Source organism: Chitinophaga niabensis, assembly GCF_039545795.1.
Classification (GTDB): domain Bacteria; phylum Bacteroidota; class Bacteroidia; order Chitinophagales; family Chitinophagaceae; genus Chitinophaga; species Chitinophaga niabensis_B.
The window spans coordinates 5,575,332-5,592,682 of sequence record NZ_CP154260.1; the positions used below are offsets into that span (position 1 = coordinate 5,575,332).

A 17,351-nucleotide genomic window follows, 5' to 3' on the forward strand; every position below is an offset into this window, starting at 1 on the left:
GCATCTGAACCTGGGGATCCACTTTACACAGGAAGATGTATTATTACCTCATCCTCCATATGGCTCCATGTACTGGATATGTGTTGTGAGGCCATCTGAGAAAACCTTTGAATCGTTGAATGAATATTTGCATATAGCCTATAATAAAATCTCATGAGTACAAAATCCCTCAAACTAAACATTTCACCTTCGATAGGTAAAGTTTCTGCAAAATATATCACGCCAGATAAACCGGTGTGTATCTTTACGCTGGCGCATGGTGCAGGGGCCGGCATGGACCATGTGTTTATGGAAACACTCGCTGATTCGCTGGCGAAAGTGGGCATAGCTACGCTTCGGTTTAATTTCCCCTTTGCTGAAAACAAAAAAGGCAGGCCTGATAGCCCGGCGGTTGCTCATGCGACAATAGAAGCGGCTATTGCAAAAGCACAGGAACTACATCCCAAACTGCCGTTATTTGCTTCAGGCAAATCTTTTGGCGGGAGAATGAGTTCGCAATACCTGGCGGCACATCCGGAGAATCCGGCAAAAGGTTTAGTTTTCTACGGGTTTCCACTTCATCCTTCCGGCAAGCCGTCCATAGAACGTGCAGATCATCTAAAAGAACTGAAGATACCTATGCTTTTCCTTCAGGGAAGTAAAGATACCCTGGCCACCTGGGAACTGATTGAAGCAGTAAGCAGCTCTTTGAAGAAAGCTACACTGGTGAAATTTGAAGGAGCAGATCACTCTTTTAAGGCAGGTAAAAAAGATGTAATGTCGTTGTTAGTAGCAGAAACAAAGAGTTGGGTGGAGAAAATTATTAAGTAGATCATCTTACATCCAAACGCTACCTATGTCACTCCCGAAAAAGAAAAGAGGATTCAGGGAAATAATCGTTAATGGGGAAACGTTTAACTGGCGGCTCAGTTCGCAAATAGAAATATGCCCAGCCTCTTGCAAGGACAACAAATTATTAGTAGATTTTGGATGGTTTGATCCCTGGCTAAGTATTAATGATAAGTCAGACGTACAACCTAAGCAGAAACTCAGCATAATAACTCCGGGATTCATCAGAAAGGTGATCGAATTTTCATTACTTCACAACTGGGATATAACAAGCAAGACAGGAATTACAAAAGTGCAATACAGGGATAATCAATTTAATATTGTTCTATGAAGTGCTTTACAATACTGTTCCTGATGACAAGTCTTACAGCTACTGCGCAGTCTGTTACACTGCCAACAGGTTTAAAAGTAATGGTTGTTCAGAAAGACTACCCCTTGTTAAAGATGCTCTTACCCGGCCAATCAACTAATGATCGCGGAATTGAGATCGAATTTCCTGAACATGTGACCGGGTTAAATAAAGCAAACAATAAAATTGAGCACCTCTATCTTGTAACCAACGGCAACAGGAATAAAAGAACATTGCCAGCCTGGCGTGTTGAAAACAATTCACTTATCTACGAAACAGAATTAGACAACAAGATAAAGATGACTGCAACAGCGCATCTTGAAGCAGATGGACTGCGGTATACGTATACGCTCTCTAATCACTCCAACCTTTCTTATCAGAACCTGCAGGCCGTGACCTGTGTTAAACTATATTCTCTTTTCTCAGACACTTTGTTACAGCGAACATATGTTCATCATTCGAACGGTTTTGATCTACTGGCTTCGGAAACGCCTCAACGGCTCAAAATGCCGTTATTAAAATGGATACCTTGCCGGTATTTAGTTTCCTATACCTGGCCCATTTCTTCCAATCGTGTTGAAGATGGCATTCAACGATATTATAAATCCCGCAAAGCGGATAAGCCATTCATTGCAACCCTCTCGCATGATAAGCAATGGATCGCAGCTACCTATACGAAGGAAACAGGCAACTTATGGACTAACCCTGAACGTAGCTGCCAACACGCAGATCCCGCTGTTGATCTTAAACCCGGTCAAACAAAAACCCTTGCATTAAAAACCTTCATCATTAAAGGCCGGCTGGAACAATTATTACAGCTTGTAAATGCTGAAATGCGGAAAAACTAAGCGCATCCGCTGCGGCATGAAGGGAAGATATTGATTGCAGGGAATAAATATGCCTTGCGCAGTGATGTGATGTATAGGGCTTCTTAAATGCTCTTACTGATACACCCTCACCCAATCTACAATCATCTGAACGGGTAATTGTGCGGGATCTACTTTACCAACCCAGTTACCGCCCAGCTGCTGATCTATCAGGACATAAAAAGGCTGATCATAAGGCCACTGTGATGGGTCTACATTTTTAACACGCGGATAGCGAAAGGTTTCTTTGCCGTTGACTGTGAACACGAGTTTATCCGGGTACCATTCCAGGCCGAAGGTATTGAAGTCTTTAATGTTCAATGCTGCAGTTCCGTGATGCGGTGGATTCTCCTTTTGCTTGAGCTCCAATGTATACCAGGAATGTGTGGTTTGATAAATGATACTATCGTAGTTAAGATGTTCCATGATGTCTATCTCTCCGTTCCGGGGATACTTTCCGTATTTATCATGCTCCGCAAGCATCCACATGGCAGGCCAGGCTCCCTGGGCACATTCAAGTTTCGCGCGGATCTCGATCCTGCCGTATTGAAAAGCGAATTTTCCTTTGGTGTAAACCCCTCCTGTCAGGAAAGGACGTGGGTCTTTGAGGGTGTCAGGATTATTGATACCCCTCAGGTACAGATGCCCATTCTTTAATGCGAAACAGGCCGGGTCTGATGACATATGACGGCCCCAATCAGCTTTATTGGGCGGGATCTTCGTCCATTTGGTGGTATCCAGTTCAGGGCCATTGAACTGATCTTCCCAGATCAGTTTCCAGTTTTGGGGCTTACTGTCTCCCCTACTTTCTGCTAAAAACGGAAGTATTAATAAAAAGTAGCGCAGCTTATTCATACAACAATATAAGTGAATAAATTATTTACCTTTGCATCAATTCGCAAAAACTGCAATCCTTTGGGTCATGTAATCGGATCAACATATTAAAACTGTTTATTGCAGCGGCATCTCATGCCGCTGTGTGGAAACTTATTGTTGATTAAATAATTATTTACATGGCTATTTCTCAAAAATACGGCCGTACATATCATTACCCTTTCTCACCGGGCACAACCAGTGATGACCGGATCCAGCATGATTATTGGGATCATCTTAAAAAGATCCCGCAGCTGGTGCATACGGAAAAACTAGACGGAGAAAACAATTGTTTGTCCAGGTACGGTGTGTTTGCACGTTCTCATGCAGCGCCTACTGTTTCACCATGGACGGAAAGTCTCCGGCGGTTCTGGCAAAGTATCAAAAACGACCTGGGCGAAATGGAAGTTTTCCTGGAGAATTTGTACGCCATTCATTCCATCGAATATCGTCAGCTGCACCATCACTTTTTTGTGTTCGGTATAAGGGAGAATGGCAGATGGCTAAGCTGGGAGGAAACTAAATTCTATGCTGCAATGCTTGAGTTACCGGCAGTACCTGAGATCAGTGTTTTCAGCCCACCGGCAGAAAAGGGGCTGTTTGAAAAAGAAGTGAAAGCGATCGCGGCAGAACGGGGTAATTTCGATCCTTATAACGCAGGAAGCGGGCAGCCTACTATCAGAGAAGGTATTGTTACCCGTAACACAAATGGTTACGCGCAGGAAGACTTTGCGCTGAATGTATTCAAATATGTAAGAAAAGGACACGTGCAAACAGATGCGCATTGGACGCGCAACTGGAAGCGGGCACGTTTAAATTACGAAGGAGGTGATCATGTGGACCATAAGTAATAATAAATCATGGGATTACCTGGAGGAGCAGTTCGATTGGGTACGGGTGATGAAGGAAATCCCGCAGGATAGTATCCATCATGCGGAAGGTAATGTAGATGTGCATACGCGTATGGTACTGGCAGCGCTGGAAGGTGATGTAGTTTACCAGCATCTCTCCCCACAGGATAAAGAGATCCTCTGGGCATCAGCTTTATTGCATGATGTAGAGAAGCGTAGTACAACTGTTACGGAAGAAGATGGCAGGATCACTTCCAAAGGGCATGCACGTAAAGGTGCGCAGACGGCCAGGGTGATCCTCTATCGTGATATCCCCACCCCTTTTTCTATCCGGGAACAGATCTTCGGACTCGTTAAACATCATAGTTTGCCGTTGTGGTTACTGGAAAAACGTGATCCGTTGAAAACAATTATCACAGCTAGCCTGGAAGTGAATACGGAATGGCTGGCGTTACTTGCAAGGGCTGATGTGCTGGGCAGGACCTGTCATGATAAGGCAGACTTGCTTTATCGCATAGACTGCTTTGTAGAATTCTGCAAGGAGCATGGCTGCTGGGGTACTCCCCGGTCTTTTGCTTCCGGGCACGCACGCCTGCATTATCTGCAAAAGGAGGATGCCTATCCGGACTATGTACCTTTTGATCATCCGGAACCCAAAGTGGTACTGATGAGCGGATTACCAGGTGCCGGCAAGGATACCTATATCAGAAAGCATTTTTCAGACCTGCCAGTGATCTCACTGGATGATATCAGGCAGAAACAGGGAACGGCAGCGACAGACAAAACCGGGAACGGGCATGCTATACAGGCTGCCAAAGAAAAAGCAAAGGAGTATCTGCGTAACAAAAAAAGCTTTGTGTGGAATGCTACGAACATCACCCGTCAGATGCGGAGTCAGTTGATCGATCTCTTCCTTACCTATAAAGCGGAAGTACAGATCGTATATGTTGAGGTTTCATATGCGAAGCTACATCCTCAGAATAAAAGCAGGGAAGCGGCGATACCTGCATCAGCTCTGGAAAAGCTGGTACGTAAAATGGAGGTGCCTGCATTATGGGAAGCGCATGAGGTGGTATACCATGTCAGCTAAACAGATATAAACATGTGAGATCAGTTATCATTGCCCCGTGGAGTTCATTCACGGGGCTTTTTCATCAAAGCAACAATGCCTTCACCTGCTCCTTAATATATCCATTCTCCAGGTAGGCATATAAGTTTTTACCGGGGCAGGTGGTTTGTTTGGAATGGTCCCTGTGTGAAGCGATGGTTTCATAAGGGATCTGGTATTTTTTGCTCACGTAAGCGATCAGGCGAACCAGGGCATCCAGCTGTGCAGGCGGCACCTCCTGTTCCTGAAAGTTCCCAATGCAGCAGATCAGCAAATGCCCGGAAGGATCATACTCCGTGGCCGTTTCACCGGCAGTGGATACATTCCTTCCTTCATAGATTGTTCCATCCAGTGCTATCAGAAAATGATAGGGAATATCACTCCAGTTCCTGTCTTTTCCCATGCCCCAGATCTGTACATTCCTGAGATGTTTTGCGGCATCATCATTTATGTTAGCACGGGAGCCTTCGTGGTGGATGGTGATCTTTACGGGTTTATGTGGCTTGTAGGCTTTTGCTTCCACAGCATTCCAGCCGGAGCGGGGAACGATACCTGCAGTGGTAAGCTGTACCGGTAATTCTTTGCGTAAACTTTCATTGCCGGTACGATCTACTGCAGTGACAGCAACATGGCTCAGGCTCCTTCCGTTTTCCTTCAATTTCAATATTGCAAAACGATCATGGCGATTGAAGATCTGGTAATTCCACTGGTTGCCATGCTGGTAATATACTACCCACCTGAAAACATCTGCTGCATTGGTGTGCGACCAGGTGATCCGGATCAAACTGTCTGCTTCCACTGCGGTTTGCACATCGGGCAAAATGGGTGGGGTTTTATCCAGCCAGGGACTGGCAGGTACCAGTGCATCCTGTTTATAAGGGCCGGTGATCAATGCTTTGGCCATATTCGGACTGCGGGTAATAGAAGAGATGTGCCAATGTACCACGCCGGGGCTTTGTGGTAACATACCCCGCGATATCATGATCTTGTTCAGGGTTTCATCTGTGTTCCTGGCACTGGTATCTGTTCCTAAACTGATGCCGGGCCAAAGATGGCGGTGTAAGGTGTTTTCTTGTTCCCACCAGCCTAATAATACTGGATAGCTGTAGGCAGACCTGATCGTCCAGTATAATTGCGGGGAGAAGTAATCTATCCATCCTTTATTCAACCATAGTTTTGCATCAGCATATAATTCTGCGTACTGATCAAAACCTGTGGGAATGGGCACAGGATGACCGGGACGGTACATGCCAAAGGGACTGAGGCCGAATTTCACATAAGGTTTTACCGCTTTAATTTCTTTGTATAAACGTTCTATGAAAACGTTCACGGCTTCTCTGCGCCAATCGCCACGGGAGAGGGTTCCGCCTTTTTGTTGATATTCTTTCCAGCTGGTGCTGTCGGGGAAGTCTGCATTGCCGTTGTAAGAAGGATATGGGTAGAAGTAATCATCAAAGTGCACGCCGTCTATATCATATCTTTTTACGAGGTCCATTACTACAGCTACGCCATGATCCTGTGTTCCTTTCTGTGCAGGATCCATCCACCAATAACCTTCTTTTAGTTTCATCACCAGGTTAGGCATTTTCTTTACTACGGAACTTTCTGTAACCGGGCCTCCTGTTATGTGATGTGCGCGGTATGGATTCAGCCATACATGTAATTCAAGACCTCGGTCATGGGCTGCAGTGATCCAGAAATCCAGCGGGTCGTAGAAAGGTTCGGGAGCTTTTCCCTGCGTACCGGTGAGATAATAGGACCAGGGCTCCAGGTCGCTTTTGTATAAAGCATCTGCCTGCGGGCGTACCTGAAAAACAATGGCATTGAAATGAAGATCTTTCAGGGAATCTATCAGGCGGATGGCTTCAGCCTGCTGTTCTGCAATACTGAGACCGGGTTTGCTAGGCCAGTTGATATTTGCTACGGTGGCTACCCAGGCAGCTCTGAATTCAGCGGAGGCTTTCAGCGCAGGAGCTGGGTCCAGCTGTTTGGTAACTGGTTTTGTTGAGGAACAGGAACAGAGGATGATACCACAAAGGGCAGCTATCAGTGATGATTTATTGAACATATCATTTATTAATTGCTGCCTGAATTTACACTATAAAGGAAACTTTTCCCAACTAGTTATGGTGTTGCGGCCCCCTGATACGTACTGCAGGTGAAAAAATCACAACAAAGGCTGTTCCCTTACCCAGCTCAGAATGTACTTCTAATTGTATATCATGATAATCCGCAATTGTTTTTACAATGGAAAGCCCCAATCCATATCCCTCATTCTCCGTTCTGACCACTTTCTTAAAGCGGTTGAAGATAGTGCCGATCTCCTGGGGAGGTATGCCTATTCCCGTATCCCTGATGATCACTTTATAAACATCACCTGTTGTTAATTGCTCTGTGATAGTGATCTGCCCTTCCGGCCTGTTATACCTGATCGCATTATTCAGCAGATTATAGAAGAGTTGAAAGATCAGATCATGGTTCAGTCCCTGCAATTCTATATTTTCTGAAAGCTGGCTGCTGAAAGAAAGCTGTTTATCTTCCAAACGATGCCCCAGCTCCTCCATAATTTCTGTTATGATGGTGTGAATAGAGAAAACATCCGATTTTGCAAATTGATCATTCTCTATCCGTGAAATAAACAACAGGGAGTTAACGATCTTTTTAAGCCGGTTCAGGGTTTTCATCATACCAGCGATCTTATGATGTAATTCTTCATCCATCCCGGGCTCCATCATCAGGTTCTCCATTTTATTCTGAAGGATACTGATCGGGGTCATCAACTCATGAGATGCATTGGACGTGAATTCCCTTTCCTTTTCAAAAGCATCCTTGACCCGGCCGGTCAGTTCGATAAGAGAATCGTCCAGGTATTTAAAATCGGAAGTGGATGTTTGAATAGGTGGAATATCTTCTTTAAAGGGAAACTTCCTGTCTACCAGCTTTGTTTTAATGATCACTCCCAGCGGACGGAGGATCAAACGGGTAAATACAAGGTCTATTAATATGGTGACGATGATCAATCCGGCCAGCACATACAACGCCACTTTTTGCAGTGGGCGATTATACTGCCCGATGCTGGCGGTGGTTTTTCCAATTTCAAGTATGTACCTGCTGCTGTCATACAAGAAAACGTGGCTTAGTACCCGGTAAGTAAGTGTATCTTCTTCTACCACACGGCGAACAGTGGCTATCGTATCAGGCAGAATGATCTTACCTGCGGGCTCCAGGGAAATGTATTCTTCCTTCAGCATCGTATAACTTCCATAGTTCTCTTCTCCCTGGAAATAAGCTTCCACACCATTTTTCCTGATAACGTTCAGCACTTTTTTCTTTTGTTCTTTCAGGTAATAGTCGTTGTATTGATAAGCAATGCGGTCTACCAGAAAAGGTAACAGCATAACAAACAGTAAAACGATCGCCGTTTTTGAAAGTGTGATGAATAACGTTAGTTTGGTAAATAGCTTCACCCGTCCGTTTTTATTTTATAACCTACGCTCCTGATCGTCTGGAGCCATTCTACGGAAGAATAGGCAGATAATTTCTTCCGGATGTTTTTGATATGTACATCGATGTAATTAGAGTCATAATCATCATCCGAAAAATTACCCCAGATGTGTTCGCTCAGCTGCATCCTGGTAAGCGGCCTGTTCTTATGTAATAACAGGTAACTCAGCAGGTCAAACTCTTTCCGGGATAATTCAACTTCTTCTTTTTCGAAAGCTACTGTCCTTTTATTAAGATCTACTTTGAAGTCCCCTATGGCTACAGTGGCATCGTTGAATCCAAATTTCCTTCTTGCAATAGCCTGCATCCTGGATTGCAATTCCAGAAGGGAGAACGGCTTAGGGAGATAATCATCTGCTCCAAGGTCCAGCCCTTTGATCCTGTCTTCCAAATGCCCCCTGGCGGTCAGTATGATGTAAGAGGCATCCGGGCAATTCTTTTTTGCTTCCTGCAACAGGTGCAAGCCGTCTTTATCAGGCAATCCCAGGTCCAGCAGGATAAAGTCATACTGGTTCTCTTCCATTTTTTCTAGTCCCTGTTTTGCCGTATAAGCAAGGTCGCACAGGTAGGCTTTTTTCAGGAAGCTCTCCATTTCAGCAGCCATGGACCTTTCATCTTCTACGATCAATACTTTCATATTATCAGAACTGGTAGTAGATACTAAAATTAAGAAATGAATTGGATGTTCCTGCACCGGATGCGGCCTTTTTACCCAGTATGGAAAGCTGGTAAGCCACTTCTATCATATAGTGGGCCCTATTGTAAGCCAGCGGAACTCTCAGGTTATAGGACAGGAGATCGAAACTCGTAGTAGTTGTGGTAGTGGAAGCGGGTTCCGGATCATTCCCCAGTGGCGGCAATAGTATGCCCAGCAAGCTATCCCTCAGATTCTTGGCTGTGATATACGTTTCATAAAACCGTTGCGTACCTCCTGTTACTTCTATTGATGGTGTTAGGGTGACCAGGTCTTTCCCTTTGAAAATGGAACCCAGGCTAATGAGTTTTTCCGTGCTTAGCGTAACAAATACATCCTGTTGCTGACCAAAGGCATAATCTACATTCACGCCTGTGGTCATCCAATATGCATAATTCAGGGAGGCGCTTATGTTATCAGGATTGGCTGCCTGTAAAAAAGGGGAATTATCAGGAAAGAAGGTATGGCTGTAACCCAGATCTGCCGTCCATTTTTTGCCCATGTTAAAGGCTATGCCTGCCCCCGCACTGCCGGCAGAAACAATAGAACCGGAATCGTTCAGTAATTTATAGCCTGTTCCGGAGAAGTAGATGCCGCTGCGTAATTTCAAGGTAGCGCTGGCAGCAACATAAGGCATTTTTTCTTCTGCCTTTTGTCCGTAATAATTAGCGTTATTAGCATACATGGCGCCCAGGGTGAGCGTTGTTCTTTTATCATTATCCTGCGTGCTGTCCGTTTGTGCGAACGCAGGCAGGCTGCATAACCATGTGATGGATAAGAGCAATACATATCTCATATCGAAGCTTTTAAATTACCTTCCGGATGATCTTCGGTTTGATGATCCTGATCGGTTGAATGGGTACCGGCGCAGGAACAGCAATAGGTTTCATTTTCCGGCGCGACTTTGGTACTTCTTTAATCAGATCAAGCTTTTTTACATCCGGAAGCTCTTCAAGGGGTTTCTTTACGTCCGGCGGCTCTGTAACAGGTTTTTTCACTGCAGGTACTGTATCTGTAGGTACGTGCTCTCTTGCAAGGCCAGCCAGTGGCTTTACCAGAACCAATGTAAAGAATATTGCGAGTAGTTTCAGCATTGTTATAATGGTAACCGATCTTTGTGCTTTCCAGCACAAAAATCGGTTATTCCTATTAAAATTACCTGATAAACAGCCCTGTTCTGCTGATTATTTGAGAATTGATCCTTACAGGTGCGATCTTCAGGTTCGTTGTTTTCAATAAACTTCCGCCAATCCCGGCTGAGGTGTTCAGGGTATTTTTTATGCCCTGTGTCACCTGTACTGTTGATTGTTTACCTGCTTCAATAGCAGTGTTGATGTGTTCATCTGCTATACCTTTTACTTCTGAAGCTGTACCTTTTACTTCCGAAGTAGTACCGGAGAGATCTTTTTCCAGTGTGATTGCGCTTTGGCTGTTTGCATTTGCGTCTGTTCCATCCTGATGGTCTGCGGCAATATCAGATTTCACCGTGGCATTTCCTTTAGTGGTTGTTACACTAGTGGTTTGTTCTGTTTTCACAGTAGCCTTCTGAGCAAATACAGTACCAGAGCATAAAAAGGCGATGAGCATTAATCCTCTTGTTTTCATAATCTCGATTTTAAGGTTTATCAATAATTACATCACAAAGCTAGACCCCGAAGATGAAGCGAAGATGAAAATTGCTCATAAAATAAAAAATGGCGCCTTTTGAGCACCATTTCCTTTATTTGGCATCCTTAAAATATTCCATGCCATCCTCCCGCACATATCCGGCTTCCTGTTCGGTTTCCACGCTAAAGAATCTCACCTGCCGGCCTTTATACTCAACAACAAGTGCATGATTGTCCGCTACTGTTTTGTACCTGGCGGGTACTTAGCAGGAATTACAAGTTTACCCGTCATATCAGCAAAACCCCATTTTGTATTTAACCTATAGGGCACAAGTGCGGGTTGGGCATAGAACGCGGATGTGAGTAACAGCAGGAGGCATGCGAGTAAATGATGTTTCTTCACAGGCATGATTTTTTATTTAGCATCTTTAAAATATTCCATGCCATCTTCACGCACATATCCATATCCCTTGGGGGTTTCCACAGCAAAGAACCGGATCTTCCGACCCTCATGCTCAATCACTGTTACCGGATAAGGCGACACATCTTTATATCTGGCCGGAATAAATACAGGCTCATTACCATCCAATATAATAATTCCGTCTTTATCGCCTTTGGTTGCTATACACCAGAATTGGTCAAGGGGAAAGTACAATCTATCCCACTCAAAAGGGACCAATACATCTCCATTGGGTTTCAGTATGCCAAATTTCCCATTCTTCTTACCTGAATACAAATTGTATTTAACGCTGACTGAACCCAATTCTTCATACAGCAAGGGAAATATAATATTATTCTTCGGGCCTATCACTCCCCAGAGGCTGTCTTTTTTAACCCACATTATATTGTCATAAACATTGATCTCATCCGTAGCATCATATATAGCAGGTATAGAATCATATCCCGGTCTTAACCTTTTCACCAGGTATCCCTTTTTGCCGTTCAGGGTGTAGGGGCCGGCAAAAGCTGTATAAGGTTCTACGGATATCTTTCTTTCACCCAAACTTTCCAGTTTCTGCCAATCAGCCAGGATAGCTTTCTCCACTGTGCCATCCGGCTTTACTTTTACATAAGTACCTCCTGTAAATGCAGCAGCATAAGGGCCTTCGCTTATCAGCCTCAGTTCATCATATTTTGCAGGAAGGAGCAGTTTGCCGGTTTGATCTGCCAGGCCGCTTTTTTTACCGGCTTCCAGGGTAAACCATATTTTGTTATTCCATTTCTCATGCTCAATCCCGCTATAGATAAACGGCAGGACTTGTTTGCCGGTACTGTCTATCAGCCCATATTTTCCATTCAGCTTTGCAATCGCACAATTGCCATGGTATTCGGTGGCCTGGTCATACTTAGCAGGAATTACGAGTTTCCCCGTCATATCAGCAAAACCCCATTTTGTATATAACCTGTAGGGAATAAGTGCGGGTTGGGCGTAAACTCCGGATGCCAGCAATAGCAGGAGGCATAGGAATATATAACGTTGTTTCATAGGTGTAGTTTATGGTCTGTATAACAAAGATACATATCCGGGAAATATGATGCGCCATCACCAGAACAATTCAAACTATAATTGATTATATTTAGCCATCCGATAGAATGCTATGCTCATATCCCGGGAAAAACTTATCATGCCATATCCGGCACTATCTACTCTTTTCAGATATGTTATCTGGATAATGGCTATTGCTGCCTCCTGTACTTTTACAAATTGCCGGTCTCACAACAAACACAGCCATAACAGAAAAGTTTTTATCAGTCATGAAGGAGGGAAATATGTGCTATACCGTAATAGTAAACCCTATTTAATTAAAGGAGCAGCAGGCTCCGAAAATCTGCACCGCTTGCAGCTTTCCGGCGGCAATACGATCCGTGTCTGGGATACTTCCAACTTAAAACAGGTGCTGGATGAGGCCTATGCTAATAACATTGCAGTGATTGCCGGCCTGCCAATGCCTGTCAGCGGTATATTTTCTTTTTATAATGACAGGTCGAAGGTGAGCGCTCAGCTAAATGGCTTTCGTTCCATTGTAAAAAGGTATAGTACGCATCCGGCGTTATTGATGTGGTGCCTGGGTAACGAAGTGGATTTTCCTTATAGCCCCAGGTTTACCCATTTTTACCAGGTTTACAGGAACCTGCTGAAAATGATCCATGAAGAAGATCCTGATCATCCTGTAACTACCGCATTGATAAATTTTGAACGGAGGTGTATTTATAATATCCGAATGAAGATACCAGAGCTGGACCTGATCTCGATCAATACCTTCGGTTCTTTACATACCCTGCAAAAGGACCTCGACCAATTCTCCTGGTTCTGGGATGGCCCTTTCCTGATAACAGAATGGGGAGTGAAAGGGCCATGGGAATCAGATGCCACAGCATGGTGGGCACCGATAGAATCTAACAGTACGGTAAAGGCCGCACAACATCTTCATCTCTATGAACATTCAATGCCGGTAAAAGACCCGCGTTTCCTGGGAGCTTTTGTTTTCCTGTGGGGTTATAAACAAGAAGTGACGCACACATGGTTCAATCTCTTCAGCGCCAACGGTGATGCTTCAGAAACAGTGAATGTGATGCAATATATCTGGACGGGCAAATGGCCTGCGCACAAAGCACCCCAGATTAAAAATATCTTACTGGACGGGAAGGCGGCGAAGGATAACATCATACTGAATTCGAAAACCGTGCATACTGCGGAAGTATTCCTGCAGCATACTCCTGCTGATACCACCAGTGTACGTTGGGAAATACTGAAAGAAGACTGGTATGCCAGGAACTGGTATGAGCCCAACACAAAAAAGCCCTCGGGGCATGATAGCCTGTTGGTTCGTTTACAAGGACACAAAGCGTTTTTCCGTACACCGGAAAAAGAAGGCCCGTATAGGATATTTGCCACTTTTTCTGATACCAGGGGATATTTTGCTTCCGCTAACATCCCTTTTTATGTAATTGAACAATGAAGAAACCATTAGATCCAGTTTCTCCACCATCATTGTCAGAGCAGCTTACATTGCGGCTGATGATCCTGCTTGGCACTGCCAGCATGGGTTATATGCTTTATTGTTTGTTCAATCGTTCGCAGATAGGATATGCGCCCTTCTACTGGATATTAATGGCCGGCATCACATTCACCTGTTTACGCATACTTCATGAATGGTATCATTACTTTTCCATTGCTATTCCTTCTGTTCCAAAACAGCAACATCCTTTTACCGTAGATATCTTCACCACATTCTGCCCCGGGGAACCCTATGACATGATCGTGGAGACCCTTACAGCTATACAGGCCATCAGGTATCCGCATACATCCTATCTGTGTGATGAGGCCAACGATCCTTATCTTATAGAAGTCTGCAAACGGCTCGGTGTCCGGCATGTTACACGTGATAACAGGAAAGATGCCAAGGCAGGCAATATCAATAATGCCTTACAATATGCTACCGGTGAGCTTTGTGTAATATTAGACCCGGACCATGTTCCCTCCCCTGATTTCCTGGATCCTATTATATCTCATTTCAATGATCCTGCTGTAGGTTTTGTACAGATCGTACAATCATACAGCAACCTGGGGGCAAGCCTGGTGGCCAAAGGTGCAGCGCAACAGACCTTTCAGTTCTATGGGCCTATCATGGCTACTATGAATAGTTATGGTACTGTTATGGCAATAGGTGCCAACTGTACTTTCCGCAGAGCAGCCCTGGATTCTATCGGAGGGCACGCAAATGGCCTGGCAGAAGATATGCATACCGCCATGCAGTTGCATGCTAAAAAGTGGCAGTCTGTTTATGTACCCGCAGTGCTGGCACGCGGCCTTGTTCCAACCAGTATGTCTGCTTATTATGCGCAACAATTGAAATGGGCCAGGGGTACGTTTGAATTGCTGGTCACTGCTTATCCCACGCTCTTTCGGCACTTTACATGGCGGCAACGTTTACATTACGGTACAATTCCTTTTCACTACTTTTCCGGTGTTATTTTTCTCATTAATTTCCTGATCCCCATCCTCTGTTTGTTCCTTGGTGTTATCCCTTTCCAATTGGATATCCTGGACTTTGCATTATTGGGTTTGCCGGTAGTTACGTCTATTGTGCTGATCCGGCATTTCGTGCAGCGATGGGTAATGGAAGAGGAAGAAAGGGGTTTCCATGTTGTAGGCGGCCTGTTATTTATAGGAACCTGGTGGGTCTATATCCTGGCCCTCTATTATACGATCATCCGCAAAAAAGTACCTTATATCCCAACACCTAAAGATGATTCAGTACCAGATAACTGGAAGCTGAACATCCCAAATATCCTTGTACTGCTCGCATCCCTTTCAGCGATCGTATATGGGCTTTATTATGACTGGAACCCTTACACCCTGATAATGGCGGGCATTGCAGCGATCAATTGCGGGATCATGCTCTTTAATATCATCGCCAGCTACAAGCCGGGCAGGTTGCAACGGCACAACTGGATAAAAGTGGTACTTGTATACCCCTTGTTATTAAAGAAGAAATTCTGGCTCTTCAGGCATCTTCATCTTTACGCCGGCTTCCGTAAACTTGGCCTGCCTTTGCTCATCGCTGTCGGATGCCTTACTTTGTTCCTTCTGAACACAGATACGGAACCTTCCTCCCCGGCATCTGATCAGGTTAACGGGAAACAGGTATTCTATAATGGAATATTTAGTCCGGATACCAGCAATGGACTCACTTCCATGCGGGATGTAAAACATTACCAGCAGCAATACAATGCGCATTTCAGCATCGTATCGTTATACATTCCCTGGGGAAATGCCGCGCATTGTTATTTGCCGGATGTTTTAATAAAGGACATTTATAAGAACGGCTCCCTGCCAATGATCACCTGGGAGCCATGGACCTCTTTGTTCAAAGCGCCTGCACAACAAAAGGAACAGAAGGTCTTTTCACAAATAAGTGCAGGGGTGTTTGATGAATATCTCCTTCAATTTGCTAACCAGGTTAAGGCATTACACAGGCCCGTATTCCTGCGGTTTGCGCATGAGGCTGATAATCCTGCGTACCCATGGTCCCCAGTAGGGAACAATACCCCGGAAGAATTTAAAGCTGCCTGGAAGTATGTGCATCAATTCTTCGCAAAAAATGATGTGAACAATGTTATATGGGTATGGAACCCCTGGAGCCCTTCAGCAGCAGCAGCTTACTTTCCCGGTTATGCGTATGTTGACTGGTTAAGCGTAAACGTGCTCAATTATGGTCCACAAAGAAAAGATACCAGATGGCTTTCCTTTAAATCCTTGTATACACCTTTTCATCAATTATCCATCTTCCAATCAGGTTTGCCTGTTATGGTGTCCGAGATGGGTTCACTCACCAATGCCAGCCGTCAGGGCCAGTGGTTGCAGGATGCTTTCAGCACTATCCGGCAGGAATTCCGGGAAATTCATGCTGCCATATTATTCAACAGCAGTTATGATAAAAACGTTCTCAGGCCCGATATTGACACATTATTGAACTGGAAGATCCAACAGCCGCAGATATTATCCGATTGGAAGGGAGATGAGGAACAGTATGCATTGCTCCCCGATGTAAAACAAGTGGCTTCTTCCTCTTCCCTGAAAATGCCTGATACTATAAGGGGTGTTGGTTATCATAAAGGAGAACAATGGTTCCGGAACCTGCATACGCTTACCAGGCGGGAGATCAACAGGGACTTTGATGAGATGAAATCCCTGGGGATCAATACTATTCTCCGTTACGGACCTGGTGTATATGACCGTAATATCCTGGCCACTGCGCGAAAAAAGCACATGCATATACAATACGGGTTCTGGGTACCTGATATAACAGATATGAACCGCGATCGTAAAAAACTGGCAAGGTTGGAAGTTAGTATTCTACAAAGGATTAGAGAACTGAAAAACAACCCTGACATAATAGCCTGGAATATAGGAAATTCCAATTTACAGCAGCTGGCGCAGCGTTATTACAAACCCGCTCTGTTATACCAACAGGATGCCTATGTCAAATGGCTACAGGGCCTTGTGGCTGCGATCAAACAGATTGATCCCGGAAAACCGCTAACGATAGATGTACGACTCACAGAAAATACTGCAGCTACTTTGAGCTTCCTCCATAGGTCCCTGCCCGGGGTCGATGCATTTGGTATCATTGCAAATGATGACTCGCTACAGCTACACGATCTTCCTCAACCTTATTTTTTCAACCAGTTATCAGCTGCTCAATATGCAAAGGAACAATATACCGGGCGGCCTGTTTTTATCACTAACTGGCAGGACCAGGAAAGCAGGGATTATGTGACCTTTGATGGCCTTAAAGATCATTGGGGACGATTTAAACCTGCTTTTTATGAATTAGGTGGTGGTGCTCCCACAGCTGAATTCCCCCGGATTAAGATCTTAAGGCCTGCCAAAACTACTTTTGTAAACGATCGTTTAACTTATCACGCACTTGTTTACCGTCAAAATGAATGGGTGCTTGCAAATGCAAGGGACAGCCTGAAATTTGAATGGCATCTCGTGAAAGGCGATGGCAAAGGGCGCTTCGTTTTCTTAAAAAGCCTGGGGACCGGGCCTGATGTTACTGTAAGCATTCCTGAAGATCCAGCCCTGTACAGGTTATACCTTCAGGCTGTAAAGGGCAATAGTGTAACAGGAGCACAATCACCGCTTAACACGCCATTATAAA

The 17,351-nt window shown here is 44.7% G+C and carries 16 protein-coding genes; 7 read left to right on the plus strand and 9 right to left on the minus strand.

From position 1 onward, the window contains the following. Positions 1-16 precede the first annotated feature (16 nt). The 3 genes from AAHN97_RS28995 (at position 17) to AAHN97_RS22100 (ending at position 2,025) form a co-directional block, all read left to right on the plus strand. Complete coding sequence (locus tag AAHN97_RS28995) at positions 17-157, plus strand: DUF6194 family protein (RefSeq protein WP_430516969.1); 141 nt, start codon at positions 17-19, stop codon at positions 155-157. Further along, positions 154-810, plus strand: coding sequence for an alpha/beta hydrolase family protein (locus AAHN97_RS22095; RefSeq protein WP_343304268.1), 657 nt, complete (start codon positions 154-156; stop codon positions 808-810). Before AAHN97_RS28995 ends, AAHN97_RS22095 begins: the two co-directional genes overlap by 4 nt. A gap of 345 nt (positions 811-1,155) precedes the next feature. After that, complete coding sequence (locus AAHN97_RS22100) at positions 1,156-2,025, plus strand: hypothetical protein (RefSeq protein ID WP_343304269.1); 870 nt, start codon at positions 1,156-1,158, stop codon at positions 2,023-2,025. A 93-nt stretch (positions 2,026-2,118) separates the two neighbouring features. On the opposite strand, the gene AAHN97_RS22105 is transcribed toward AAHN97_RS22100, so the two are convergent. Beyond that, on the minus strand, positions 2,119-2,898 hold the full coding sequence (locus tag AAHN97_RS22105; protein WP_343304270.1) for a glycoside hydrolase family 16 protein: 780 nt from the start codon (positions 2,896-2,898) through the stop codon (positions 2,119-2,121). A 158-nt stretch (positions 2,899-3,056) separates the two neighbouring features. Between AAHN97_RS22105 and AAHN97_RS22110 the strand changes: the two genes are divergently transcribed. Together AAHN97_RS22110 and AAHN97_RS22115 are read left to right on the plus strand one after the other, a co-directional pair. Continuing rightward, positions 3,057-3,767: an RNA ligase family protein gene (locus AAHN97_RS22110; RefSeq protein WP_343304271.1), complete on the plus strand. Its 711-nt coding sequence runs from the start codon at positions 3,057-3,059 to the stop codon at positions 3,765-3,767. Further along, complete coding sequence (locus tag AAHN97_RS22115; RefSeq protein ID WP_343304272.1) at positions 3,751-4,857, plus strand: AAA family ATPase; 1,107 nt, start codon at positions 3,751-3,753, stop codon at positions 4,855-4,857. The genes AAHN97_RS22110 and AAHN97_RS22115 overlap by 17 nt, the downstream gene beginning before the upstream one ends. Before the next feature lie 64 nt (positions 4,858-4,921). On the opposite strand, the gene AAHN97_RS22120 is transcribed toward AAHN97_RS22115, so the two are convergent. The 8 genes from AAHN97_RS22120 to AAHN97_RS22155 form a co-directional block, all read right to left on the minus strand. Then, positions 4,922-6,943, minus strand: a complete 2,022-nt coding sequence (locus tag AAHN97_RS22120; RefSeq protein ID WP_343304273.1) for a family 10 glycosylhydrolase — start codon at positions 6,941-6,943, stop codon at positions 4,922-4,924. A 52-nt stretch (positions 6,944-6,995) separates the two neighbouring features. Beyond that, positions 6,996-8,342: a sensor histidine kinase gene (locus AAHN97_RS22125; RefSeq protein WP_343304274.1), complete on the minus strand. Its 1,347-nt coding sequence runs from the start codon at positions 8,340-8,342 to the stop codon at positions 6,996-6,998. Continuing rightward, positions 8,339-9,016: a response regulator transcription factor gene (locus tag AAHN97_RS22130; protein WP_343304275.1), complete on the minus strand. Its 678-nt coding sequence runs from the start codon at positions 9,014-9,016 to the stop codon at positions 8,339-8,341. The genes AAHN97_RS22125 and AAHN97_RS22130 overlap by 4 nt, the downstream gene beginning before the upstream one ends. A gap of 4 nt (positions 9,017-9,020) precedes the next feature. Next, positions 9,021-9,869: a hypothetical protein gene (locus AAHN97_RS22135; protein ID WP_343304276.1), complete on the minus strand. Its 849-nt coding sequence runs from the start codon at positions 9,867-9,869 to the stop codon at positions 9,021-9,023. 10 nt (positions 9,870-9,879) lie between these two features. After that, a complete protein-coding gene (locus tag AAHN97_RS22140; RefSeq protein ID WP_343304277.1) occupies positions 9,880-10,167 on the minus strand; it encodes a hypothetical protein in 288 nt (95 codons plus the stop codon). A 61-nt stretch (positions 10,168-10,228) separates the two neighbouring features. Then, complete coding sequence (locus AAHN97_RS22145; protein ID WP_343304278.1) at positions 10,229-10,678, minus strand: hypothetical protein; 450 nt, start codon at positions 10,676-10,678, stop codon at positions 10,229-10,231. A gap of 240 nt (positions 10,679-10,918) precedes the next feature. Further along, positions 10,919-11,089 carry a WG repeat-containing protein gene (locus AAHN97_RS22150; RefSeq protein WP_343304279.1) on the minus strand — a complete coding sequence of 57 codons (171 nt, stop codon included), beginning with the start codon at positions 11,087-11,089 and terminating at the stop codon, positions 10,919-10,921. Positions 11,090-11,095: 6 nt separating this feature from the next. Next, positions 11,096-12,166, minus strand: a complete 1,071-nt coding sequence (locus AAHN97_RS22155) for a WG repeat-containing protein (RefSeq protein WP_343304280.1) — start codon at positions 12,164-12,166, stop codon at positions 11,096-11,098. A 352-nt stretch (positions 12,167-12,518) separates the two neighbouring features. Between AAHN97_RS22155 and AAHN97_RS22160 the strand changes: the two genes are divergently transcribed. Continuing rightward, positions 12,519-13,640: a glycoside hydrolase family 2 TIM barrel-domain containing protein gene (locus AAHN97_RS22160; protein ID WP_343304281.1), complete on the plus strand. Its 1,122-nt coding sequence runs from the start codon at positions 12,519-12,521 to the stop codon at positions 13,638-13,640. After that, positions 13,637-17,350 (plus strand): glycosyltransferase family 2 protein, encoded by a 3,714-nt coding sequence (locus AAHN97_RS22165; protein ID WP_343304282.1) that lies wholly within the window; start codon positions 13,637-13,639, stop codon positions 17,348-17,350. Before AAHN97_RS22160 ends, AAHN97_RS22165 begins: the two co-directional genes overlap by 4 nt. Position 17,351 lies beyond the last annotated feature (1 nt).

Bases quoted from the DNA above. Each gene is read 5' to 3' on its own strand.
- AAHN97_RS22095 (WP_343304268.1), top strand. From the start codon at position 154: ATGAGTACAAAATCCCTCAAACTAAACATTTCACCTTCGATAGGTAAA.
- AAHN97_RS22100 (WP_343304269.1), top strand. From the start codon at position 1,156: ATGAAGTGCTTTACAATACTGTTCCTGATGACAAGTCTTACAGCTACT.
- AAHN97_RS22105 (WP_343304270.1), bottom strand. From the start codon at position 2,898: ATGAATAAGCTGCGCTACTTTTTATTAATACTTCCGTTTTTAGCAGAA.
- AAHN97_RS22110 (WP_343304271.1), top strand. From the start codon at position 3,057: ATGGCTATTTCTCAAAAATACGGCCGTACATATCATTACCCTTTCTCA.
- AAHN97_RS22115 (WP_343304272.1), top strand. From the start codon at position 3,751: ATGTGGACCATAAGTAATAATAAATCATGGGATTACCTGGAGGAGCAG.
- AAHN97_RS22120 (WP_343304273.1), bottom strand. From the start codon at position 6,943: ATGTTCAATAAATCATCACTGATAGCTGCCCTTTGTGGTATCATCCTC.
- AAHN97_RS22130 (WP_343304275.1), bottom strand. From the start codon at position 9,016: ATGAAAGTATTGATCGTAGAAGATGAAAGGTCCATGGCTGCTGAAATG.
- AAHN97_RS22135 (WP_343304276.1), bottom strand. From the start codon at position 9,869: ATGAGATATGTATTGCTCTTATCCATCACATGGTTATGCAGCCTGCCT.
- AAHN97_RS22140 (WP_343304277.1), bottom strand. From the start codon at position 10,167: ATGCTGAAACTACTCGCAATATTCTTTACATTGGTTCTGGTAAAGCCA.
- AAHN97_RS22145 (WP_343304278.1), bottom strand. From the start codon at position 10,678: ATGAAAACAAGAGGATTAATGCTCATCGCCTTTTTATGCTCTGGTACT.
- AAHN97_RS22150 (WP_343304279.1), bottom strand. From the start codon at position 11,089: ATGCCTGTGAAGAAACATCATTTACTCGCATGCCTCCTGCTGTTACTC.
- AAHN97_RS22155 (WP_343304280.1), bottom strand. From the start codon at position 12,166: ATGAAACAACGTTATATATTCCTATGCCTCCTGCTATTGCTGGCATCC.
- AAHN97_RS22165 (WP_343304282.1), top strand. From the start codon at position 13,637: ATGAAGAAACCATTAGATCCAGTTTCTCCACCATCATTGTCAGAGCAG.